The organism is bacterium (assembly GCA_035559435.1).
Taxonomy (GTDB): Bacteria; Zixibacteria; MSB-5A5; order WJJR01; family WJJR01; genus JACQFV01.
In genome coordinates, this window is the sequence record DATMBC010000045.1 from 25,509 (window position 1) to 47,969 (window position 22,461).

A 22,461-nucleotide genomic window follows, 5' to 3' on the forward strand; every position below is an offset into this window, starting at 1 on the left:
TACGATCCCTCAGGACGCAATACCTTTTTTTCTCGACCCACGCGGAATTTGTCCGTTTGCGACAACCGTCACAATCGGAAGGGGAAGCGTATGGCCAACGCCCCATACGTGTAGTCGGTGTCGCGCGACGGGTTGTCGTGGTTTTCCGTCTCGTACGTGGCCGACAGACTGAGCGTAAAGTGATCACCGACCGAGGCATCGACGCTCAGATCAATCTCCAGGAAATCGTAATCGTCGTAGACCAGCGAGCGGTCGCTGTAATACCGACGGCCCCATCGTCCTCCGGTATCGATCCAGACCATTCCCGAGGGTTGCCAGCCGGCGACCGGTCCGGCCGCCCAGTCGGTGAAATCATTGTCCGCGAACGCGTCGCTGGCCGCCCCTTCCCAGCGGGACCGCGCTTGCGCTCCCACCGTCCAGCGTCCCACCGCACGTCGCGCCTCCAGTTCCACTTTGCCAACAGCGAAGTCAAAGTAAATCTCCGCGTCCTGCGCGTAATTCCAATACTCCCAGTCGGCTTGCGCCTCGGCGCGCCAACGATCGCCAAAGTGGCCGCGCGCCGACAGCTCAACCTCGGTGCGGCTGTGGTCCCGTTCGGCGCCATCGGTGTCATACTCCCGCGCCCGGTGCGACACCGCCAGGGTCCAGAGGGCCGGTCCCCATTCCCAGTACGACGCCTCCGCCGCGATCCAGGCCTCCTCATAGGCCAGACGGCTCGAGTCGGGAACCCGGCGGCTGGTGAGCCCGGCTGTCATATCAATCGCCTCAAGCAACGCGCCGCTGTAACGTATCCCGGCCCGTCCCCGCCAACGGGAGTAGTCCAACCCCCATGTCGAGCGCGCGTCGTAGGCCGTCCCTTCCCAGTCGCCGCGCGCCAGGACACTCCACCGCTCGCCCAGCGTATACCGCGGCGCCACCGTCGCCTGGCCAAACAGATAACCCGACGAGATCGTGTCGCGGTCATCATCGCCCTTCCATTCCAGCCGGGCGTTGGCATCGACCGTCCACTGCCGCCGCCGCCAGCGTGTGCGCGCCGTGGCGATGTTGCGCCAGGCGGCGTCGGTGGCGTAGAGGGTGTTGCTGATCACGGTCGCGCCCCGCTGGTAGGCGGTTTCCAGCGAGAGATACGACTCCTTCAAGTCTTCGATGGTGCGCTCCAGTGTCTTAAGCGAGTCGGGATCGATATCCAGCGTGTCCTCAAGGAAGAATGATTGCTCGAAGCGGTCATGGCCGATACCTGGCACAAGCAGCCAATGGCGCTCCTCTGCCCAGGAAGCGGTGGCGGCGCCGACCGCGAAGGTCGCCATTGCCAGTGCGCCAAGCGTGATTCGCCGCCACCTGCCCGCATTGGTCGTCGTGCCCGCCACGCGTGTCAATGTCGCTTCCCGGCAGTGAGTGAACAAACGTTAACCGCATTCGGCGCGGACCCGCGAGTGCCCGCGCAAAAGCACGGCAGAGGCGCGATGACGCGCCTCTGCCGTCATTGTCCCGATCGCCCGAGCGCTATGGCGTCAACTCGTCGGCGATCCGGTCCATCATACTCATGGCCGCGCGGGTCTGGACCACCGCCTTGCGCAGGTCGCCGGACCGCAGGGCCCGCTCGGCTTCGTTCAAATCGTTGCCGGCCTTCGCATGCCAGTCGCGCCAACGCGCCTCGCCGCCGGCGTCGATATCCTCGCCCAGATTCTCCCAGCGACGGCGGGCATCGTTGATCAGCGCGGCGATGTCCTGATCGTCCAGATCCGCCTCGACCGTCTGCACCGCCCGCATCAGGGCCTGCCGGGTGAGGCGGAGGTTCTGATCGGCCAACAGGAACTTTCCCTCGTTAAAGGCGGTCTGCGCCGCGCCATAGGCGGAGCGTGCCGAGTTCAATTCCGTTTGTCCCTGCTCATTATCCGGAGCGATCCGGTCAGCGACCCGATCGATGGCCTGTCCGAGCCTATCCAGTTGCCGCTCCACCCGGCTGTCGAGGTTGGGACCGCCCGGTCCAAAGCGGCCGCGCAGGGCCAGACGCCCCGCCGCGTCACGCGCCTCCAGCGTCAGCTTCAACGCCGGACGCAGCCGCCGGTTGCGGAACATCTCCCAGGCGCGGGCCTGAGTCGAGAGCGCCTGTTCCAATCGACGGATCGCCAGCAATCCTCCGCCGTCTTGATCGCGCGCCTGTTCCAGGATCTGATCGGTGCACTCCAATTCGCGTTCGACCGCCTCTTCGTTGTCCTCGGCGCGGCGAACACCCGCCAGCGCATCCAGGGCGCGGTCGCGCGCTTCCTTCGTCAGACGCACCGCCATGCGGTAGTTGCCGCTGGTGAAGAAAACCTTCGCCTGAGTCTGCAGTCGAACCGCCAGCTCCAATGTGCCCCGTCCGCGCGGCGCGCCGGTTTCATCGAGCAGGTCCTGCGCCTTGGCGAGCACCTCGTCGGTCTTTTCGATCTCGATGGCCGCTTCCTCGCGTGTCTGCGCCGAAGCCGACGCCGGCAGGCAGACGAGGACAAGCGCTCCAAGCGCCGCCAACAGGAGGAGCAACGGGAGAATGCCCGGACGATGACGTCCGGAGCCACTGGAGCGATGTTGCAAGCGAGACATGTCGTTCACTGTTCCTTCCGGCACATGGCCGCTTAGAAGACACCAAAATCGGTGCCGAACGGGCCATACTGGAGGCGCAATCCTATCACGTTGAGATGCAAGGCGTTCTATGCGTTCTCGCATAAATTGCTTGAACGGTTCCGGGCTTGGCGCCGACGCAACTGGACCGATTGGTCCATTTCGTCCGATTCGTCCGCTACTCAAGTCCATACCGGCGCAGTTTCGCGTAGAGGACCCGGCGGGTGATCTTCAGGCGACGCGCCGCCTCGCTTTTGTTGCCGCCGGAGGCCTTCAATGCCTCTTCCACCAGCCGCTTCTCCACATCCTCGAGGCCATGCTCGGCCGGCATCGCCAGCGATGGGTCGTGATGGACCCGGGGCGAAGTGAGCGGTCCGAGATGCTCAACTGCCAGCGGCCCGCCGTTGGCGAGGATCACCGCCCGTTCGATCACATTCTTCAATTCGCGCACATTCCCCGGCCAGGAGTGCTGGCGCAGGCGGTCGACAACCGCGCGCGCCAGTCTCGGTTTCTGATATCCCTGCAGCCGTAGGAAGTGCAACGCCAGCGCTTCGATGTCATCGAGCCGCTCGCGCAGCGGCGGCACGTGAATCGGGAAGACATTCAAGCGGAAGTACAGGTCTTCACGGAATCGTCCTTCGGCCACCTGCCGCGCCAGGTCCTTGTTGGTGGCGACGATCACCCGCGCATCAACTTTGATCGGCGTCGCTGAACCGACGCGCACGATCTCCCGCTGTTCGAGCGCGCGCAGCAATTTCGACTGGAAGCCGGGAGAGACTTCGCCGATTTCATCGAGGAAGAGCGTGCCCTTGTCGGCCAGTTCGAAGCGGCCGATGCGCTGCTTGTAAGCCCCGGTGAACGCCCCCTTCTCGTGGCCGAACAGTTCGCTTTCCAGCAGCGTCTCGGTCAGCGCCGCGCAATTGGTGGCGACGAACTGCCCGTTGGCGCGCGGTGAGGCATCGTGCAGCGCCCGCGCCACCAGTTCCTTGCCCGTGCCCGACTCGCCGAGGATGAGCACCGTCGCATCGCGCGGGGCCACCAATTCGATCAGGCGGCGCATCTCGCGCATCGGCGCCGAATCGCCCACGAGCGTCTCCGCGCGCGCCGCCGCCAACGGCGGCGCGACCCGCAGTTCGCTCGTTGCCCGGTCGCCGCGGCCGCGGTCCCAATGCTCGACCCACTGGGTCATCTCGTCGAGGTCCAGCGGCTTGGAGAGAAAATCCAGCGCACCGGCCTTCATCGCCGCCACCGCCGCGCCGGTCGTGCCGTGCGCGGTCAACACCGCGACATCAGTGCCGGGCAATGCCGCGACGGCCCGGACAATCTCCATGCCCGGCACCGGCTCCATGCGCAGATCGGTGATCACCAGATCATAGGCGCCGGGCCTCAAACGCTCGAGCGCCACACGGCCGTCGGTGAGGTAGGAGGCCTCATGACCCAGGTCGCGCAAGGTTTCGGACAACAGCAACCCGATCCGTTCCTCGTCGTCGATCACAAGAATTCGTGCCATGCCGGCAATCCTTCCTTCGATGAATCAGTTTGTCGCGCCGCCGGCCTCGGATGCCAGCGGCCAACGCACAATCACCGCGGCGCCGCCGCCCGGGTTGTCCTCGATTGCCACCTGCCCGCCGTCGCGCTCCACCAGCGTCTTGACCGCATAAAGCCCCAGCCCCGAGCCGCTCGTTTTGGTCGTATAGAATGGCTCAAAGACCGCCGCGCGCAGTTTCCGCGGTATCCCCGGTCCATGATCGCTGATGCGCAACTGCCCGTACCGTCCTTGCTGTGTCCATGCGATCTCGATGCCCGCGCCATTGGGTGACGCCTCCAGCGCGTTGCGAATCAGGTTGAGCGCCACCTGCCGGGGCGCCTCCGGATCGGCGTGGATCGGACCCGTGGTATCAAGAGACAATCGTATACGATCCCGTTCCGGCATCGCCTCGATCCACTGGGGGAGCTGACGGCCCACATCGACGGGGGCCGGGTGCGATTGATCGGTGGCGGCAATCTGCAGATAGCGGGTGAGGATGCGATTGAGACGGTCCACTTCTTCGGGGATGAACTTGAGCAGTTCATCGCGTTTCTCCGGCGCCAGATTCTGCCCGGCGGTGCGTTCGAGGCGCTGCGCCGTCGCCTTGATGATGCCGAGAGGATTTTTGATCTCATGGGCAATCGTGGCCGCCAGACGTCCCAGCCCGATCAATTTCTCCGACCGCAGAAGCTCCCGCTCCCAGCGTCGCGCAAGACGCGCCTGCCCGAGAAAGAGCGCCACCAGGGCCAGCGCCAGCGCCGCCGACAAACCATGGATCCACCACGCCAGCCGATCGAGACGGTCCAGCGCGCCGAAATGACGCGCGTCCGCTTCGATGCGCGCGATGGCGAGGAATGCGCCGCTGGTCGGGTCCTCGATCGGCGCGGCCGCGCTGCGGTAGTAGGAATCCCCCCAACGGAATGTCTGCGACACCCAGGTCAATCCGACCGCCGGCGCCCAGCGGCCATCACGGTCCAGAAGCGAGTACACCTTCGCCCCCAGCGAATCGGCGGCGTCGGCAAACGGATCCTGCCAATTGCTGTCGAGGACGGTGGCGGTCACCAGCCGATTGACATCGGCGAACTCCTGCGCGCGCGCCCGCAGACGCATATAGGCATCGGGATCGAAAGTCTCCGCCGACGCGACCGCGTCGCGCACATCGGCGACATCCAGCGTGGCGGCGAACGTCTCGGCCAGTCCGCCCAGTTGACGGCCCAGTTCGCTGTCCAGCGTCTCCCGCAGGTCGGCAACGATCACACGATAGCCGGCATTGATCCCAACCAGGATCAGGACGGCCACGGCGATGACAAGCCAGGGACTGGTGAAGACCCGTTTCAGAAAGACCCCCTCAATGTACCTGTCGGCTGTCCGGCCGCCCGGTACAACTCTGTACCGAATGGTACAACAGGAACCGTCATGCCGCACCAATGGGTCTGAGATCGACATTGGCTCTATCTGTCTAATTCATGGATTGTGAATGTATTACGGTCGATAATTGAAGTAGCAGATATAATCATGCCGGCTCTGGCAGTTGCCTTGCAAGGATATGGTCCCAGCGTTTTGAGTTGGCTGGTGTCGAATCGACGAGAAGAAGGAGGAGTTCATAGATGAAAGCAAAACTCGCACTGCTCTCGCTGGTGGCCATCATCGGTCTGGCCGGTTTCGGCTGTTCTGGTGACAGCGGCAACAGCGCCACCACCGGCGATGATCTCTACTCTGAATATGGCGGCTACAGCGCCGCCGATGAGGCGCCCGCCTTTGGCGATGCCGAGCTGGCCGCCATGATGGGAGCCGATCCGTTGGTCGAGGATCCCGCCTTCCCGGCGGTGGCGCTCGACTCTCTCGACAGTCTCCGCGATGTCTATGCCCTGGTGCTGCGTTGGGGGCAACTGGAAGGTGACTCGACGGTGACCACGCTCACCGATTGGGACGGCTCGCTGGAGATTGAGTACGGCGGCATCGTCCTGCGGCAGGTGATTCGTTTTGAACCCGGACAAGACTACATCGTCCGCCCGCGCACATCGCGGCGGCTGCTGGAGTGGGTGTCGCAGACCAGCGTTCACTTCGATGGACTCTTGGTGCTGGTCGTCGATCCTCCGATCGATGATGATTCGGTCGCCGGGCCGAATCAACTGGTCCTGACACTGCCGCAGTACACGCGCACGTTCAGCATGGCCGAACTGGAGAATCTCGCGGAGATCGTGCCGATCGACAACCTCGGCAATGAACTGGCGATCAACGCCCGCCGTCTGGAGCTGACCACCTGCGGCGAGGGACCGATGGACGGCATCTGGCGGCTGAACCCCTCGCGCCGCAACGGCGAGTTCTTCGGGCGCTGGATGAATGAGGATGGCGCTTTCGGCGGCCACCTGAAAGGACACTTCGGCATCCGCGGCGACGGCAGCAAGGTCTTCTTCGGCAAGGCCATCGGAGTGCACGGCCACTTCGAGGGACTGCTGCGCGGCGCCTGGGGTTTCAACGACACCGATTCCACCGGCGGCTGGTATGAGGGCGTGTGGATGTCGCATGTCGGATTGGCCACCGGAACGGTCAGCGGCACCTGGCAGAGCAAGACCGATGATGACGATGACGATGACGACGATGGCAATGGCAACGGCCATGGCCGCGGGCACGACCGCAACTCCCGCTGGGGCGGAGGATTCTTCTCCGGCTGGTGGGAGCGCGCCTGTGATGCCGACAGCACAGAAGACGGCGCTTAGGCGCCATGTACCATACACCGCAACCCGCCCCCGTGTGCCCCCGCGCACGGGGGCTTTCCTTTGCGGGCGGGCCCACAATAACGCGCTGGCCGACGTAATCCACATTGGTCTCCGCCGGACGGAGACGGAGCCTTATGTCCGAATCCGACCCCGCCCTCATCCGCCAGCGTCTGCATGACCGCGCTCTCGAGCTGGGCTTTTCGCTCTTTGGCGTCAGTCCGGCCGACAGCGAGCCCGATCTCCGCGACCGCCTGTTCCAGTGGCTCACGCGCGGCTATCATGCGTCGATGGCGTGGATGGCCCGCAACGCCGAGCGTCGCGCCGACCCGCAGAAGGTCCTGCCCGGGGCACAGTCGATCATCTCGGTGGCGATCAACTACTACCACCCCGACCAGCACGATGAGGAGTGCGGCGCGCTCAAAGTGTCGCGCTATGCATGGGGGGATGACTACCACACGCTGGTCGCCGAGCGCCTGGAGGCGCTGCGGCAGACGCTGGCGGACCTGCTGCCCGGGGCCCGTTCGCTTACCTACGTCGACACCGGCCCGCTTTTGGAGAAGGCCATCGCCCAGCGCGCCGGCCTGGGCTGGATCGGCAAGAACGCCTGCCTGATCACCCGCGATTTCGGCTCGTGGGTTTTTCTCGGCGAGATCATCACCACCGCGGAACTGCCGCCCGATCCTCCGCACACGGATTTCTGCGGCAGTTGCACGCGCTGCATGGAGGCCTGTCCCACCGAGGCCTTTCCGGCCCCGTATGTCCTCGACGCCAACCGCTGCATTTCGTACTGGACGATCGAGCATCGCGGCGAAATCCCTGAGGAGTTGTCGTCGCAGTTTGACGGCTGGATCTTTGGTTGTGATATCTGCCAGGATGTCTGTCCCTGGAACAAGTTCTCCCGGCCCAGCCCGGAGCCGGCCTTTGCGCCGTTGCCCGAGCGACGCCGCCCGCCCGGTCCGCGCTGGTCATCGCTGTCGCCGGAGGCCTTTCGCGCCGAGTTCGCCGGATCGCCGATTCTGCGCGCCCGCGCCGAAGGACTGGCGCGCAACATCCGTTCGCAACGCGCCGACCCCTTGCCGCTGGCCGTGCGCCAGGTCCGGGCGCAATCGCCGTCTGTCCAGGATCCTTAATCCTGCTCCATTCGGGCCGCCTGCGCGTTCACCGGCCGACCCCCGGCGTCTATGATCTGTGAAGATTCCGTCCGCAACCCCGGGAATGCGGGCGCTCCCGCCCGTTCGGGGGCAGGCCCGGCGTCGGCCCAGCGCCGCCCGGGCCGAGGGTTTGCGATGAAACCCAGCCGGCCGGTCCAACGACTTCCCTGGCTGTGGAATCCGATTCATCCGTGAGAACCGGCCCTCGCCCCCCGCTATTACCCGCCAATCAAATTATTTTTGTCCTGATTGTGTTTATTGTGGACAGTTCCAGACAGGGGGGGTTATGCTTCTGACGACTCCGGCGTCTGACGCAGTGGACCGGTCGCCTTCCAAAACTCGGAGGAACATCTATGGGTGCTTTGCGATTGCTTTGCAAGACCCTGATTGTGGCGGTCGTGGCGCTAGGCGCACCGTCAGCGGCAGTGGCGGGGTTGCAAACGTCTAAATCGGAATTCGAACGCCGGGCGGCAGAGTACGATCAAGCGCTCATAACACCAGCGCAGGCCACTCCCGAGCAACACCATCTTATCGCCGTCTCCCTGGCGGCGCACCACGCCCAGTCTTCCGACCTTTCGGAGATGCTGCGGGTTCTCGACGAGCTTGCGGCGCTCGTCACATACCTGCCGCAGTCGGACACGAGCTTTTGGTGGGACGGAGCTCAGTGGGTTCCGTCCAACCGAACCACGTACACCTATTCCGGCGCCAAGTTGACCGAGACGGTGTTTCAGTCAACCGGGGACGGCGTAAACTGGGTCAACGAGACCAGATCGGTCAATACCTATGACGGCAGTGGGCGCTTGGCCACCAGCACGTCGATGACCTGGTCTGGCGCGTGGGTCAATGCGACGATGGCGACCTTTACCTATGATGGCAGCGGAAACGTCGCCACATCGCTGAGCCAGACGTGGAGCGGGAGCGCCTGGGTAAACGAGTTTTACTCCACGATGACTTACTCCGGCTCCAACCTCGCGACCACGATAACGCAGATCTGGTCTGGTTCTGCCTGGGTCAATATGCGCAAGGATATCTACACATACGGCGGCTTCGGTCTATCAGAGATACTGACTCAGGCATGGACGGGCGCCTGGATCGACGCCGAGCGGGTCGTCTACAGTTACGACGGGAGCGGACGGAGAACCCAGCAACTTTCACAGCTGTGGCGCAACAGCTCCTGGCGGAACTGGTTTAAGTACGATTTCGGCTACGATGGGGCGACCACAAACGAAATCCTCAACGTGCGCTCCGATTGGGATACCGCCGGCTCTGCCTGGGTCGCGTTTTCGGCGGACACGACCCGCTACTCCTCCAACAGACGAATCGAAATGGTGACGGCCTACTTCACGTTCCCATCCGTAATGCGGTTCCTCTACGCTTACGATGGTCCAGGTAACCTTTCGGAGATCATCAATCAGAACGGATTTGGCTCAAATTGGATGAATTTCAGCCGAACCGTAATCGTTTACACCATGGCCGGTGTGTTCGATGATGAAAGCGCGGGCGGGCTGCCCGCCGGTTTCACTGTCTCCCAGAACTATCCGAACCCGTTCAATCTTGGCACGACAATTCCCTACACACTCTCCGGCGACGGCCCCGTTCGCATCAGCGTGAGCAACATCGTGGGCCAGACTGTCGCCACCTTGGTTGAGGGCTTCCAGCCGGCCGGCTCTTACACCGCCTATTGGGATGGCCGCGATCCCACCGGCCGCGCCATGGCCAGCGGCGTCTACTTCTTCCGCGCCGAGATCGGCGGACAGACCCAGGTGCGCAAGATGGTGCTGCTGAAGTAGGGAAGAGGGTGATGATTCCACACAAGCCCCGGCCGTCGGCCGGGGCTTGTCTCATTCAGGCCGGCGCCAGCACATAGATAGTCCACGGCGCAATTGTCAGTTCCGATTTCCACTCGAAGGGCTCATCAGAACGTCCCAGCGGTTGATGGGTCGCGACGACCGTCAGTCCCGCAGCGTCATAAACGTCGCGGTATGCCGCATCGCTCCAGACAATGTCCTCGACCGGACGGCGGTCGGCGACATCGGTCATGATGATGCGCACACGGTCGCCGCTTCGGGCCGCGCGGTTTTCGGGGAAGTCGCGCGTGGTGAATGACGCCCACTCGTTGACGTAGATCTCCGGCGCCGAGACGAGGTTGATCATCCGTCCGCCGGCGCGCAGCAGGCCGCGCAACCCGCGGAACAGCGCGACCTTCTTTTCGCGGGTCGGGACGTTGTCGAAGGTGAAGACCGACAAGACCAGGTCGAACCGTTCGCCGCGCCAGTCCCCCAGTTCGCCGTCGGCGACCAGACGGTAGTCCCCTTCGGGATCCAGGCGTCGCGCCTGAGTCAGCATCTCAGCGGAGATGTCGATGCCGACGGCGGTCATGCCCAGACGCTTCACGAAGCGGGTCGAGCGTCCCGCGCCGCAGCCGAAATCCAACGCCGCATAGCCGTTGACATGCTCGGCGATGAGCGACGGCAAGTCGCGGTAGGCGAGGTAGTAGGTGCCCGGAAACTCCAGCCGCGCATACGATTCAGCGCGTTCCCGATCCTCGTACACGTTCCCGAAGGTCATATTCGCAACCATCCGGCGATAACGACCGGACTCCAGTCGCAACATTGCGCCGCGCCGGCCTAGATTCCCACCAGAATTTGCCATTCCGGATGGTTTTCGTACCGCCGGAGGACTTAAATTGACGGACAGGAAGCCCAGCATGCAACCGGCAATCACCGAGTTCCTCGCTCAACGTCGCATCGCCGTGGTCGGCGTTTCGCGCAACCGTGGGTTTGGCAATGCCGTGTTCAAGAAACTGGCCGAGTGCGGCTACGAGACGGTGCCGATCAACGCCAACGCCGACACGGTCGAGGGCGTGCGCTGTTTCCGCAGTCTCGCCAAACTCCCGGCCCCGGTGGACGCGGTGGTCACGGTTGTCCCGCCGTCCCAGACGCCGGGCCTTGTCGAGGAATGCGCCGCCCTTGGCATCAAGCACATCTGGATGCAGCAGGGTTCGGAATCGAAAGCCGCCATTGAGAAGGCCGGTGCCCTCGGTTTGAATGCCGTGCACCACGCCTGCCTGCTCATGTACGCCGACCCGCGCGGCATTCACGGCCTGCATCGCTGGCTCCACGATCGTCTTGGCGGGGGCTGAGCCCTCTCCTAAATCACTCCCTTCCCAAAGTCCGCCAGATCGGGTTGAACGAACCCGTCGTGGCCGCGTATATTGTGATTGAAGCTCGAGCCGGGCCTCCTCCTGCGCGACCGACATCGCTTCCGGCTCGTCAACGCCTGACCGGCCACATCGACAGATCGGGAGGGCACTCCCTGCAGATCGATCGGTTGCGGTTTCGCCGGGCGCGAAACCGTTGGGACACTCCAACCGAAGAGGAGGTAGGTATGAAACGGGCTTGGATCCTGCTCGCTCTGGCCGCGCTTTGGCCGGCCGTCGGGAACGCCGGCGGGGCGCGTGGACACCTGCAGACCGGCGATCTGCCGACTTATCTGCGCGACCGCGGCGAGGGCATCCCCACGTCGATGTTCGGCACCTATGTGCAGAAGGGACAACTTCTCGTCTATCCCTTCGTCGAGCACTACCGCAACGCCAATGAGGAGTATGCCCCCAACGAACTGGGCGGGACCGAGGATGTCGATTATCGTGGCGACTACGAAGCCAACGAGCAATTGCTTTTCCTCGCCTATGGCATCAGCGACCGGCTGGCCATCGAGATGGAAGGGGCGATCATGCAGGCCGAACTCGAGCGCAGCCGAGAGGATGCCTCGCCGCTGCCGACCGAGATTACCGAGTCGGGGCTGGGCGATGTCGAAGGACAGCTGCGCTTCCGCTGGGCGCGCGAAACGGCGGGGCGTCCCGAGGTGTTCAGTTATTTCGAAACCGTCTTCCCGACCCAGAATGAGACCTCGCTCATCGGCACCTCCGACTGGGAATTCAAACTCGGAACCGGCCTGACCCGTGGGTTTGGCTTCGGCACGATGACCGTGCGCGGCGCCTTCGAGTACAACCGCGCCGAGGACTTAATCGAAGTCGGCGAATTGGCCGTCGAGTACCTCAAACGGCTCTCGCCGAATTTTCGCGTTTACACCGGCGTCGAGGGCGTGCAGGATGAGTGGGAGTTCATCAGCGAATTGCAGTGGCATGTCGCCGGCAATCTGTTCTTCAAGTTCAACAACGCCTTCGGGGTGACCTCCAAGGCGGCCGACTGGGCCCCGGAGATGGGGATCATGTTCGGGCTGTGAGGCCCCCTCCGCCCGTGGCGGAGGGCGGCCTGAAGGTCGCCCTCCGCTTGCCGCGGGCTCGCTGGACGCTAATACTCCACGTACACCGGCCGATCCTCCTGCACCGCCAGTTCGGCCGCCTTCATGAAGGCCTGACGGATTTCATCGCTGGAGGCACTGGCGGCCACCACGATGTCGGCGGGCGCCTGTGGCAGTTCCGCGCCGCCGCCCGAACCGCAGGTCACTTTGATCTCAATGGGGGTGTAAATCCCAAATGTCACCGCGCCCACCAGCCAGTTGAGGAACGAATACTGAGTCTCCACTTTGGCCACACCGTGCGGGCACTTGCCCATCGTTTCGACCGTCTTCGGCGGCACCAGGCCAAACAGCCAGCACGAGGCAAACGGCTGGTGGATGGTCTGGGTCCCCGGCGGGAGACCGGTGTCGATGGTGGCGTGGTAACAGCCCGGTACGGCCAGCAACAAGGCCACTGCGACGGCGGCGCTTTTCAGCGTCATGGACACCTCCTGAATGACGTTCACCGCGGACGAGCGTGAATTGGGCCTACTTAAGTCTGAATCATTCCGCGTCGCAAGCACAAAATCGGCGGGGCATGTTCAGGGGTGACGACATTGCGGACAACCGAATCCCACCGGCTCGGTTGACCCACTGAAGTTAGTCGGCATGCTCTGGAACCAATTATCCAGCCCGGGAGGGAATCCCGGTGTGGCTGACCGTCGCAGCGAACTGACGGCACAGCCGGAGGCATCGATCGATGCGGCGCTCCGGATAACGCCGCGTGATGGCGTTGACCGCCTCATAAACCGCGGTCTGGACGATGGCGATGACGCGGTACGATTGCGGCGCCGGCACCTGGCCCGTCAGGACGATCCCGACCACGGTCTGATTTCACTCGGTCGCCACATCGGCGCGCGCCGGCGCGGCTGCGACCAGCGCCGCACCGAACAAAAGGATCCATCCTCTCATGCTGACTGGCTCCTGGGTTCGATGGGTTGATACCTGCGGCGCGGCCGGTTGCGACAACCGCCCTCGCGATGACCTGGTTAAAGATATACCAACTCCATCCGCATTACGCCAAGGACGATTCAGCCGCATGTCCGGGAGGGCAACGTTTCGGTTCGTTGGACAGATCATTGCGGGATCGCAAACCGGATGTATATTATCCGTATTCCGTGCCGCCGTCGGCGGTGGCCCGTACTTACTTACCCATACTGTCATCCGGGAGGTCGCACCATGCGTAACAGCCCGCCTTTCGCAGTCGTTGTCGCCGTGTTGCTTGCCGCAGCGGCATATGCCGCTGTGCCGGCGAGCATGAGTGTGCAGGGGAAACTGACCGACGCCCTGGGCGAACCGATCGTCGGGAGCCAGAATTTCACGTTCAAAATCTTTGACGCCGCGGTTGGCGGGTCCGAGATCTGGCCCGGCGGTCCGGGCGAGACCCAGTCGCTGAACACCGACGCCAACGGTCTCTGGATCGGGCTGGTCGGCGCGGTAATCCCGCTCAACCACACAGTGTTTCAGGACACCGTGCGCTGGCTGGAGATTACGGTCAACGGGACCACGCTGCCGCGCACCCGATTGGTCACCGGCGCCTACGCGCATCGCGTCGGGACCGTCGACGGCGCCTCCGGTGGCTGGATTACCAGCAAGGTGACAATTGGGCCGGGGCAGACGAATACGGGGTCCGAGGCCTTCGTCGCCGGCAGCAATAACACCGCCACCGGCGGCTGGTCGAATGTCGGCGGCGGCAGCGGCAACCTCGCCTCCGGCCCGTGGTCGAGCATCGGCGGCGGTGCCGGCAATATGTCCAGCAACGACGGGACAACGGTCGGCGGCGGCGAGTACAATGTGGCCGCTGGTTTTCTGTCAACCGTCGGGGGCGGCTACAGCGATACGGCCTTCGGAGGCCACTCTGCCATCGGTGGCGGCAGCCGTAATCGCGCCTCCGGCGATTATTCATTCATCGGCGGCGGCCTTTACCACACGGCGTCGGGCACTGCCGCGACGGTGGCCGGCGGCGCGTCGAATCTTGCCTCCGCCTGGGGCGCCACGGTCGGCGGCGGGCAGTACGACACCGCGATTGGTTTATACTCCACCATCGCCGGCGGCAATCGCAACAGAGCAATAGGCGATGGGGCGACCGTCGGAGGCGGGGCCTACTGCTTTGCACGCGGCCCATACTCGGTCGTCGCCGGCGGCGGCGGGTTCGACAGCGACTCCAACTCGGCCAAGGGCGCCAACGCCACAATTGGCGGGGGCCGTCACAACTACGCCGATGGCGTAGTGGCAACGGTCTCCGGCGGCGCCAGCAACAATGCGCCGGCCAGTCATGCGACCATCAGTGGCGGCGGCTCCAATTCGGCCACCGACTTCGGGGCGGTTGTTTGCGGTGGGTACGCCAACACGGCCGCTGGAGCGTGGTCGACGGTTGCCGGCGGCGATCACTGCGAGGCCACCGGCCAGTGCTCGTTTGCCGCCGGTCGCAACGCCAAGGCGATTCACAACGGCAGTTGGGTCTGGGGCAGCAGCGAACCTGTCGACTTTCCCTCCACGGCCGATCGGCAATTCCTGATCCGCGCCGTGGGGGGCGTGGGCATCAATACCAACACACCGACCGAAGACCTCACGATCAACGGCACCGTCGCTTTCGAGAACTCGTCGCTGCCGGCAATCAACATGTTTGAATCTGGAACCAGCAACGCCGACAAGATGATTCTGGCGCATTCCTCCGCGTTCCCAGACTGGGGGCTGGAGTATCGCGACGCCGACGACAAGTTCGTCTTCATCCGCGATGGGTTCCCGGGCATGACGATCGATTTCAATCAGGCCAATACCCTCGTGGGATTCGGTTCGGTCGACTCGCCCTCCAATATCATCACGTTGCCCAACTTTAACAGCATCAACGGCCGCGCGCTCGGCTTTGCCTGGGATGTCTACTCTTCTCGCCGTTGGAAGACCAACATCCGTCCGCTGGATGGATCGCTGGACAAGGTGCGCCGCCTGCAGGGCGTCTCCTATGATCCCATCGAGGGCGGCGGGCGACAGATTGGTCTGATCGCCGAGGATGTCGGGCAGGTGGTTCCCGAAGTGGTGCAATACGAAGAGAACGGCGTCGATGCCAAGTCGATCGACTACGCGCGGCTGGTGGCGCTGCTCATCGAGGGGATGAAGGAACAACAGAAACGGATCGAGACGCTGGAGGCGACGATCCGGCAAATGCAACCGTAGCGCATTGCGTGGCACAACACCGGGAATCGGCGATTCAGCGAGGGGCAGCCAGCTCGGGGCAATGGTGAACTTTTGCTGTTGCCGAATACGGGAGCGATTCGGTATTGTTTGCCGAACGCTGACTGGAGGCGCTCCATGTGGATTGGCTTAATCGTCGTTGCGGTTGCCTTGATCGGCGTGTGGTGGTGGACGGTGGCACGGGACCAGCTCGTCTGCCCCAGTTGTGGCCATCCGATCGCGAAGCATCAGCAGCAGCAGCTCACTCCGGGACCGAACTACTGCGTGATCTGCCGCCGGGAATGCCACTGAGCGACGGCCCTGCCGCGGCGATGCCTGCCTTCCCGCGTCCACGGGAATGCCAATCGCGCTTCCATTTAACTTAACGGAGAGGCATGATGAAATCCCGTCAGCTCATCGCAAGCGGCGGTGTAAGGCCGTCGCCTTCCCGACCGGACCACAATGCTCCGATTTACGCTTGACTGGCGCAGCCAACCGGACATATTTCCTCCGTCTTTCAGTTTTGGACCAAGTGCAACCTTTCTCTCACGGAGGAGCATATGTTTACGGCGTATGGGCGCCGGGCGTTGCCGGCCTTCCTGTTGGCGCTGGCGTTGACGGCCTGCGACGACGACAAGTCGAGCAATTCCAATTGCACTCTGCCGGCGGCGGCCAAGGACCTGCTGGAGGATGCCCTTAACAACTGGAACGATCTCTTCGCGGCCAATGTCGAGGCGCTCGGCTGGACCTGCGACCGGACACTGGCCACGGCCGTAGACATCGAGGACCTGCTGGATGAAATCACCGACCCCGGCGCCTGGCTGCCGATCGGCGATCCTTCCGATCCGTCTTCGGTGAATGTCGCCCGGTTGCAGGACGATCCGGCGATCACCCCCGCGATGATCGCCGACTGGCGCGACGGGGTGGACGCCATGCTGGATATCGGCCAGTATGTCGTGCGCACCCGCTGGCGCAAGGGCACCGACGAGTTCACCACGCTCACCGTCACCAGCGACGACGAGATCATCTACGACAACATCCTCTACAACATCAGCGGCGCGGGGACTTCGACCCTTCTGGCGGCGGAAACACGGTGCGCGCACATTCGCATGTGGTGGATCTGGGAAAAGCACAAGGGATTCAACGGGTGGACCCGTGGCGAAATCATCGCCGACCTGAAACCCGATTGCTCGGGTCAGCAGATCATCTGCAACAAAGACTGCTCGGCCACGATGACCGGCGGCGACGCCAAGGTCAATTGCAAGACCACGCTGGCCGACAACTGCTGCATTATGGAGTACGAGTGGGCGTGGGCGTGCGGCTTCAAATCGGTCGAGGTCGAAGCCGATGGGTTCAAGCTCAAGGTGGAGGGGTATATCGGCTCCTCCGGCAGCGGCAACGGCAGTTGCAGCGAGTGCTGCGACCGTTGATCCCCATCGGGCGCGCGGAGAGCCGGCCGCGGCATTACCCGCGCGGCAGGATCGACAGATACTCCCGCCAGGGGCCGACCGCGTCGCGGTAGCGGAAGGCCATCGTGCGGGCAATCTGGGCAATGTGATTGAGATCGTGCACCGCCCAGGTCGCGATCAACTGCCCGGCGGTGACTGGTCCCAGCGCCGGATGCCGTCCCGGCGCGCTGAGATCGGCGGGGGAGAGCCGCATGTCGGCCAGCGCCGACAGGTTTGCGGCGCGCAGTTCGGCGAACTCGGCCAGCAGCATGGCCAATGTCTTGCCCTGGCTTTCGTGATACATGGCGAAGCGATCGACCGGGGCAAAGGCAATCGTGTCGCCATGCGCCAGGATGTGCCGCAGACGCACCATCCAGTCGGTCCGCTCGCCGTGAATCAGGTGCCCCACGACGTCATAAGGTGAAAACGTTTCCGGTCCGGTGTTGCAGGATGTCCACTCCTCCGGCAGGTCCGACAGCCACGCCGACAAAAGCGGCGGCGTGCGCCGGAGAATCGCGATGGCTTCGGGGATTCGCAATACGGCATCGTTTGACATGGCGCCTTAACCTCCGCCCATGATATAGCCGAAAACCGCGGCGCCTTCAAGCGCCCGTCGTGGGGTCTTGATACCTCACGAACATGTCGGCGATACAATCCCCGCCACGATCTACCCCGTGATTTCAATGCGGCCTGGGCAAGCCCCGACACAAAAAGCGTGTCAGGGCCACACCGCCACGGCGTGCCGAAGGCACAACAATGCTGACACAACTCACGAGTCGTTGCCGGCGGGTAGAAACCCCTAATCGGGAGATGGTTGTCTACACGTGCCTGCTGTCGTTTCGCTTCGCGAAACCGCGGTCGGAGACCGCGGCCGCACATCTCACTAACTGAGGCCGCCCGGCCCTCTAACCGAGTGGGCAAGAAGACATTAGGGATATGGGACCAACTCTAAAGCATAGGCAGATTACGGCGACGGGGAATCACGTAAGGGCCAGTGAGCAGGTTCTGCGTCGGGGGATCGTGCGCAATAATTCCACCGTTTCAGTCCGCAAATCCTGCCTTATATTCTATAACAAATATACACATCCGTCTTTGACGGGTGATTGTCTGTCCTCTCTCTGACCGTCAGTTCAGGCACTCTCAAGGAGGAATCCCATGCGCGCCCGCATGATCATCACCGCGTGTGGCGTGATTTTGGTTGGCACTGTTTCGCACGCCGCCGTCCCGACAAGCATTACCGTGCAAGGCAAACTCACCGACGCGGCCGGTCTTCCCTTGGTGGCGGGACCGAAGTCGTTTGTCTTCCGCATCTTCGACGCCGAATTTGGAGGCAGTGAAATCTGGCCCGGCGGCGCGGGCGAAGCGCAGACGATTACGTCGTCATCAGATGGTCTATGGATCGGTTTGATCGGCGCGATCAACCCACTGGGCGAGTCCGTCTTTGCCGACTCTGTGCGTTGGCTTGAGATCACTGTCAACGGCACAACACTGCCGCGCGTACGCCTCGTGACCGCACCATTCAGCTTCCGTGTCGCAACAGTTGACGGCGCTTCTGGCGGCACAATCACCAGTAAAGTCTCCATTGGGCCGGGGCACACGAACACAGGGATTCATTCGTTTGCCGCGGGCGAGGGACAAACGATCAGCGGACACTGGAGTTCGATCACGGGTGGAAGTGGCAGCTCTGCGTCTGGAGGACATGCGTTCATCGGTGGCGGCGAAGCGAACACGGCCGGCAGCGATTATGCGACTGTTGCCGGAGGAAAGGATAATCAAGCGGCCGGAGAACTCTCGGCGATTGTTGGCGGGGATGGCAATGTCGCGTCCGGAATCTGGTCTGCCATTGGAGGTGGCGAAGGCAACCAGACGCCTGCGGATTGGTCCACGGTCGGCGGAGGACTCACCAATCAAGCGAATGCAGGAGTAAGCACAGTCAGCGGCGGTCACAACAACATCGCCAGCGGAAATGCCTCAACCGTCTCTGGGGGCGAATTCAACCGGGCGCGCGGCAGTCACTCAGCCGTCGCCGGGGGGGGCGGACTCGTTGCTTCTGATTCGAATTCCGCATTGGGTGCCAACGCATTCGTCGGAGGCGGCAGAGGCAACATCGCTTCGGGCGACTCATCGACAATTGTGGCTGGTGCGCGAAACTTAGCCAGCGAGGTGAATGCGACGGTGGGCGGTGGCCGGGCCAATCAGGCAACCGCACAACATGCTACCGTCGCGGGCGGAAGTGGAAATGTCGCCGAAGGACCGCACGCGTTTGTCGGAGGTGGAGATGGCGTGGTCGCCACAGGCGCGGCCAGCACTGTCGGCGGCGGCGAAAGCAATTCGGCGTCCCAGAGCTACGCAACGGTCGGGGGTGGTATACTCAACGAAGCGGGGGGATACGGGTCATTTGTCGGTAGCGGCGAGGAGAACCAGGCAACGGGTGTGATTTCCGCCATCCCCGGCGGTACAGGAAATCGCGCTGCGGGCTATGCAGCGAATGTTGCTGGAGGAATCCTGAATGTTGCCGGGGACACGGCGGCAAGCATCGGCGGCGGACGACACAATCGAGCGAGGGGACGCTATTCCGTCGTGTCCGGCGGCGGTGGGCCCGCGGAAACGGATTCCAATGCCGCTTATGGGACGAATTCAACAATTGGAGGTGGCAGGGCGAACCTGGCCGTCGCGGACTCGACGACGATCGGAGGTGGCGGTGGTAACGTCACCGCGGCCATCGGGGCGACAATTGCCGGCGGTGGAGCCAACTTCGTCCGCGGCGCCTTTGGCGTCGTTGGAGGAGGCAAGAACAACCGCTCGCATGGCCCCTATTCCGTGATCGGCGGGGGCGGCGGCGACGCATCCGCAGATTCCAATGCGGCCGCCGGCCAGAATACCACCGTTTCCGGAGGACGATCCAATGCCGCCACTGGGCGATACGCGTCGGTCGGCGGAGGACGCCATGGGCGCGCCCACGGGGCATATTCTTTCATCGGAGGAGGCGGCGGGGACTTGGACAAGGATTCCAACGCGGCGTCCGGACAAAACGCAACCGTGTGTGGCGGTGGTATGAACACCGCATCAGGGGATTACGGAACTGTGGGGGGAGGACGCCGGAATTACTCCCGTGGGAAATTCGCTTTCGTCGGCGGTGGCGGCGGAGATTTTGAGCCCGACTCAAATTCTGCTTCCGGTGAGAATTCCGTCATCTCCGGAGGAAAGAGCAACGTTGCCAGTGGCCTTCGCGCAACGGTGTCCGGCGGCTTCTCCAATCGGGCGACCGATCAGGGCGCCAGCATCGGCGGTGGCACAGCCAATGATGCTTCGGCGCTGGCCGCCACGGTCAGCGGCGGATATCGAAATCACGCTCGAGGAGAGTACAGCGTTGTGTGCGGCGGAGGCGGGCAGCTCGACTCGGACACGAACACGGCCGCCGGAAGCAGCTCATTCATCGGGGGCGGCGCCGGCAATTATGTCAGCTCCTCGGCGGAGTACTCGGTGATCGGTGGCGGGCGGAACAATCTGGCGAGCGGAGATTCTTCCGTCATCGCGGGAGGACTCAACAATACTGCGAGCGGTCATTCATCGACTATCGGCGGTGGCAAATACAATGAGGCGTTGGCGTCGAACTCAACTGTGTGCTGTGGGCTTTCGAACATAGCATCCGGATCGCAGGCGGTCGCGGTCGGTGGACAACTGAATGAGGCGCGAGGACTACGCTCGCTGGCGGCTGGCTTCAATGCCAAAGCACATCACCAGGGTTCAATCGTGATCGCCGCTGGTGGAAGCGGTGTAGTGAGTGATTCAATCAGGTCGGGTGCCAATGGGCAAATGGTGCTCCGCGCCAATGCAGGGCTTTACATTACAAACACCTCTGGAACGGCCACACCCATAGCGGGTCAGTTTATTACCACGACCGCAGGTTCCCCGGGAGCTCACCTCACGACAACCGGCGTCTGGACGAACGCATCCAGCGCGGAGAGCAAAGAAAACTTCCGGCCGCTGGACGGCGACTGCCTGCTGGAAAAGGTCGTGCAGTTGCCAATCACGAGATGGAACTATAAAGATGATCCCGACAGCGTCACGCACATCGGGCCCGTCGCGCAGGATTTCTATCGCTTATTCGGCGTTGGCAGCAACGACAGGACAATTTCAACGATCGACCCGTCCGGCGTTGCGCTCGCGGCCATCCAGACCCTCTGCAAGCGGAATCAGGAGCTCGAAACGGCGGTCATAAAACTGCAAAACGAACTGAAGAGCATCAGGGAGACTCTGGCGACGCGCTCAAAGTAGTTAGGCCGATCGTGAGCTGGGCAACCGTGATGCATGCCTCATGCCAACGCTCACGGCACGGTCGGGCGGCCCTGACGAGTCCCTCTCTCGTCAGGGGGCATTCAAACGCCCCCGACACGCGGCGAACCAACTTGGTGGATCCGACGATTCATGTGGCATCCCGCGTTGATGCAGTGTGTCAGGCGGGCCCTGGTGCAAACAGCGTCTCAGGGCCACCCTTTGGAAACCGCCTTACGAGAATCGGGGATCAGGGCCACCCGCCCGTCGTGGGGTCTTGATGCCGCAGCCGGCGGACGCGCTGTGCACGCAAGCGGCATTGACACCATAATTGTCCGGTATTTAAATGTCTCCGGCAAGGAAACCGCGCTTCGAGTCATTTCGAAACGAGAACGCCAGTCCATGGAGGAAGAAGATGCGAGCACTGCTGACAACTGCGCTGGTGGTGTTCGGACTGTCATCCGCCGTTGCCACCGACCAACCGGAAGCGCCGGGCAACAAGTTCCTGCAGAGAGAATTCGACACGACGCTTGCGATCGCCGGGTCCGCCGTCGCCCGCTACGGTGTCACCGATACGGCGATGGCCCTGGTGCGTGAGGCGTTGGCCCGGCTGGCGGGACAACCGATGCTGAGGGATAACGCCAAGCTCCAGGAGATCCACGGCAGTCCGAAATCCAACGCCGCCGTGCTGGCCACGCGTGGCGACGACAGCGTCACGCTCTTCCTGGCGCGTTTCGAGAAGGGGCATCCCACCCCGCTCCATGATCATCAGACATGGGGTATCGTCTATGTCCTCGAAGGCCGTGATCATTATGTCCACATGACGGCCAGGTTCGCCAGGGACTCGGCGCACGCCGACTTGCAAGTCGACTTCGACACCGTTCTCACGCCCGGCACATCCGTTTACTGGCTTCCCCCGCCGCGGGACCTGCACACCCAGGAAGCGCTGGACAGCGTCGTCTGGGAGCTGGTTCTGGCGGGTCGAAACTTGCTGGGCCCCAGCGTCATGCCCCATCGTCACTACTTCGACCCCGAGACCGGCAACGTCTCGCACACCCCGCCGAAGTAGGGGGGAGAGGTAAGGGGATATTTCTCTCCATCGACGCCGGGTGCCCCACCCTCCGGCGTAAACGGCTCGCGCTTACGGCGGGAGGGTGGGTATGTCACCGACGGCGAACGCGATCGCCGGTCTTCAGATCCGCGAGCTCGGATATCGCCGCACGCGTGATGGATAGATTCCCACAGCAAGCCCGCCTGCGGCGGGCGGT

18 protein-coding genes are annotated in these 22,461 nt (G+C 63.2%); 11 read left to right on the forward strand and 7 right to left on the reverse strand.

Annotation, left to right across the window (positions count from 1 at the left end; genetic code table 11):
• Positions 1-68: 68 nt before the first annotated feature.
• The 4 genes from VNN55_05020 to VNN55_05035 all read right to left on the reverse strand — a co-directional run bounded on the left by VNN55_05020 (position 69) and on the right by VNN55_05035 (position 5,428).
• On the reverse strand, positions 69-1,376 hold the full coding sequence (locus VNN55_05020) for a hypothetical protein (protein ID HWO56907.1): 1,308 nt from the start codon (positions 1,374-1,376) through the stop codon (positions 69-71).
• Between the two features lie 127 nt (positions 1,377-1,503).
• The gene (locus tag VNN55_05025) at positions 1,504-2,592 is read right to left on the reverse strand and encodes a hypothetical protein (protein HWO56908.1); all 1,089 of its coding nucleotides are present in this window, start codon (positions 2,590-2,592) and stop codon (positions 1,504-1,506) included.
• Positions 2,593-2,779: 187 nt separating this feature from the next.
• Positions 2,780-4,111: a sigma-54 dependent transcriptional regulator gene (locus VNN55_05030; GenBank protein ID HWO56909.1), complete on the reverse strand. Its 1,332-nt coding sequence runs from the start codon at positions 4,109-4,111 to the stop codon at positions 2,780-2,782.
• Between the two features lie 24 nt (positions 4,112-4,135).
• The gene (locus VNN55_05035) at positions 4,136-5,428 is read right to left on the reverse strand and encodes a HAMP domain-containing sensor histidine kinase (GenBank protein HWO56910.1); all 1,293 of its coding nucleotides are present in this window, start codon (positions 5,426-5,428) and stop codon (positions 4,136-4,138) included.
• Positions 5,429-5,736: 308 nt separating this feature from the next.
• On the opposite strand from VNN55_05035, the gene VNN55_05040 reads away from it, so the two are divergent.
• From VNN55_05040 to VNN55_05050, 3 genes are all read left to right on the forward strand, one after another.
• Positions 5,737-6,849, forward strand: a complete 1,113-nt coding sequence (locus VNN55_05040) for a hypothetical protein (protein HWO56911.1) — start codon at positions 5,737-5,739, stop codon at positions 6,847-6,849.
• A 134-nt stretch (positions 6,850-6,983) separates the two neighbouring features.
• Positions 6,984-7,979: a tRNA epoxyqueuosine(34) reductase QueG gene (gene queG / locus VNN55_05045; GenBank protein ID HWO56912.1), complete on the forward strand. Its 996-nt coding sequence runs from the start codon at positions 6,984-6,986 to the stop codon at positions 7,977-7,979.
• 374 nt (positions 7,980-8,353) lie between these two features.
• Positions 8,354-9,790 carry a FlgD immunoglobulin-like domain containing protein gene (locus VNN55_05050; protein ID HWO56913.1) on the forward strand — a complete coding sequence of 479 codons (1,437 nt, stop codon included), beginning with the start codon at positions 8,354-8,356 and terminating at the stop codon, positions 9,788-9,790.
• A gap of 55 nt (positions 9,791-9,845) precedes the next feature.
• Here the strand turns inward: VNN55_05050 and VNN55_05055 are convergent, their stop codons facing one another.
• Positions 9,846-10,568, reverse strand: a complete 723-nt coding sequence (locus VNN55_05055; protein HWO56914.1) for a class I SAM-dependent methyltransferase — start codon at positions 10,566-10,568, stop codon at positions 9,846-9,848.
• Between the two features lie 139 nt (positions 10,569-10,707).
• On the opposite strand from VNN55_05055, the gene VNN55_05060 reads away from it, so the two are divergent.
• Positions 10,708-11,142, forward strand: a complete 435-nt coding sequence (locus VNN55_05060; protein ID HWO56915.1) for a CoA-binding protein — start codon at positions 10,708-10,710, stop codon at positions 11,140-11,142.
• Between the two features lie 245 nt (positions 11,143-11,387).
• A complete protein-coding gene (locus VNN55_05065; GenBank protein ID HWO56916.1) occupies positions 11,388-12,245 on the forward strand; it encodes a hypothetical protein in 858 nt (285 codons plus the stop codon).
• 68 nt (positions 12,246-12,313) lie between these two features.
• Here VNN55_05065 and VNN55_05070 read toward each other — a convergent pair whose 3' ends face one another.
• On the reverse strand, positions 12,314-12,742 hold the full coding sequence (locus tag VNN55_05070) for a hypothetical protein (GenBank protein HWO56917.1): 429 nt from the start codon (positions 12,740-12,742) through the stop codon (positions 12,314-12,316).
• A gap of 208 nt (positions 12,743-12,950) precedes the next feature.
• Between VNN55_05070 and VNN55_05075 the strand changes: the two genes are divergently transcribed.
• The 4 genes from VNN55_05075 to VNN55_05090 all read left to right on the forward strand — a co-directional run bounded on the left by VNN55_05075 (position 12,951) and on the right by VNN55_05090 (position 16,900).
• Entirely contained in the window at positions 12,951-13,241 is a 291-nt protein-coding gene (locus VNN55_05075; protein ID HWO56918.1) for a hypothetical protein, read from the forward strand.
• A 237-nt stretch (positions 13,242-13,478) separates the two neighbouring features.
• The gene (locus tag VNN55_05080) at positions 13,479-15,473 is read left to right on the forward strand and encodes a tail fiber domain-containing protein (protein HWO56919.1); all 1,995 of its coding nucleotides are present in this window, start codon (positions 13,479-13,481) and stop codon (positions 15,471-15,473) included.
• Positions 15,474-15,608: 135 nt separating this feature from the next.
• Positions 15,609-15,782, forward strand: coding sequence for a hypothetical protein (locus VNN55_05085; GenBank protein ID HWO56920.1), 174 nt, complete (start codon positions 15,609-15,611; stop codon positions 15,780-15,782).
• Positions 15,783-16,030: 248 nt separating this feature from the next.
• Positions 16,031-16,900, forward strand: coding sequence for a hypothetical protein (locus VNN55_05090; GenBank protein ID HWO56921.1), 870 nt, complete (start codon positions 16,031-16,033; stop codon positions 16,898-16,900).
• Between the two features lie 34 nt (positions 16,901-16,934).
• On the opposite strand, the gene VNN55_05095 is transcribed toward VNN55_05090, so the two are convergent.
• Positions 16,935-17,474 (reverse strand): DinB family protein, encoded by a 540-nt coding sequence (locus VNN55_05095; GenBank protein ID HWO56922.1) that lies wholly within the window; start codon positions 17,472-17,474, stop codon positions 16,935-16,937.
• 599 nt (positions 17,475-18,073) lie between these two features.
• Between VNN55_05095 and VNN55_05100 the strand changes: the two genes are divergently transcribed.
• On the forward strand, positions 18,074-21,196 hold the full coding sequence (locus VNN55_05100; GenBank protein HWO56923.1) for a tail fiber domain-containing protein: 3,123 nt from the start codon (positions 18,074-18,076) through the stop codon (positions 21,194-21,196).
• A gap of 412 nt (positions 21,197-21,608) precedes the next feature.
• Positions 21,609-22,262: a hypothetical protein gene (locus VNN55_05105; GenBank protein HWO56924.1), complete on the forward strand. Its 654-nt coding sequence runs from the start codon at positions 21,609-21,611 to the stop codon at positions 22,260-22,262.
• The last annotated feature ends 199 nt before the right edge of the window (positions 22,263-22,461 follow it).

Coding starts and splice junctions, on each gene's coding strand:
- VNN55_05030 (HWO56909.1), bottom strand. CDS start 4,111: ATGGCACGAATTCTTGTGATCGACGACGAGGAACGGATCGGGTTGCTG.
- VNN55_05040 (HWO56911.1), top strand. CDS start 5,737: ATGAAAGCAAAACTCGCACTGCTCTCGCTGGTGGCCATCATCGGTCTG.
- queG (HWO56912.1), top strand. CDS start 6,984: ATGTCCGAATCCGACCCCGCCCTCATCCGCCAGCGTCTGCATGACCGC.
- VNN55_05050 (HWO56913.1), top strand. CDS start 8,354: ATGGGTGCTTTGCGATTGCTTTGCAAGACCCTGATTGTGGCGGTCGTG.
- VNN55_05055 (HWO56914.1), bottom strand. CDS start 10,568: ATGACCTTCGGGAACGTGTACGAGGATCGGGAACGCGCTGAATCGTAT.
- VNN55_05060 (HWO56915.1), top strand. CDS start 10,708: ATGCAACCGGCAATCACCGAGTTCCTCGCTCAACGTCGCATCGCCGTG.
- VNN55_05065 (HWO56916.1), top strand. CDS start 11,388: ATGAAACGGGCTTGGATCCTGCTCGCTCTGGCCGCGCTTTGGCCGGCC.
- VNN55_05070 (HWO56917.1), bottom strand. CDS start 12,742: ATGACGCTGAAAAGCGCCGCCGTCGCAGTGGCCTTGTTGCTGGCCGTA.
- VNN55_05080 (HWO56919.1), top strand. CDS start 13,479: ATGCGTAACAGCCCGCCTTTCGCAGTCGTTGTCGCCGTGTTGCTTGCC.
- VNN55_05085 (HWO56920.1), top strand. CDS start 15,609: ATGTGGATTGGCTTAATCGTCGTTGCGGTTGCCTTGATCGGCGTGTGG.
- VNN55_05090 (HWO56921.1), top strand. CDS start 16,031: ATGTTTACGGCGTATGGGCGCCGGGCGTTGCCGGCCTTCCTGTTGGCG.
- VNN55_05095 (HWO56922.1), bottom strand. CDS start 17,474: ATGTCAAACGATGCCGTATTGCGAATCCCCGAAGCCATCGCGATTCTC.
- VNN55_05100 (HWO56923.1), top strand. CDS start 18,074: ATGCGCGCCCGCATGATCATCACCGCGTGTGGCGTGATTTTGGTTGGC.
- VNN55_05105 (HWO56924.1), top strand. CDS start 21,609: ATGCGAGCACTGCTGACAACTGCGCTGGTGGTGTTCGGACTGTCATCC.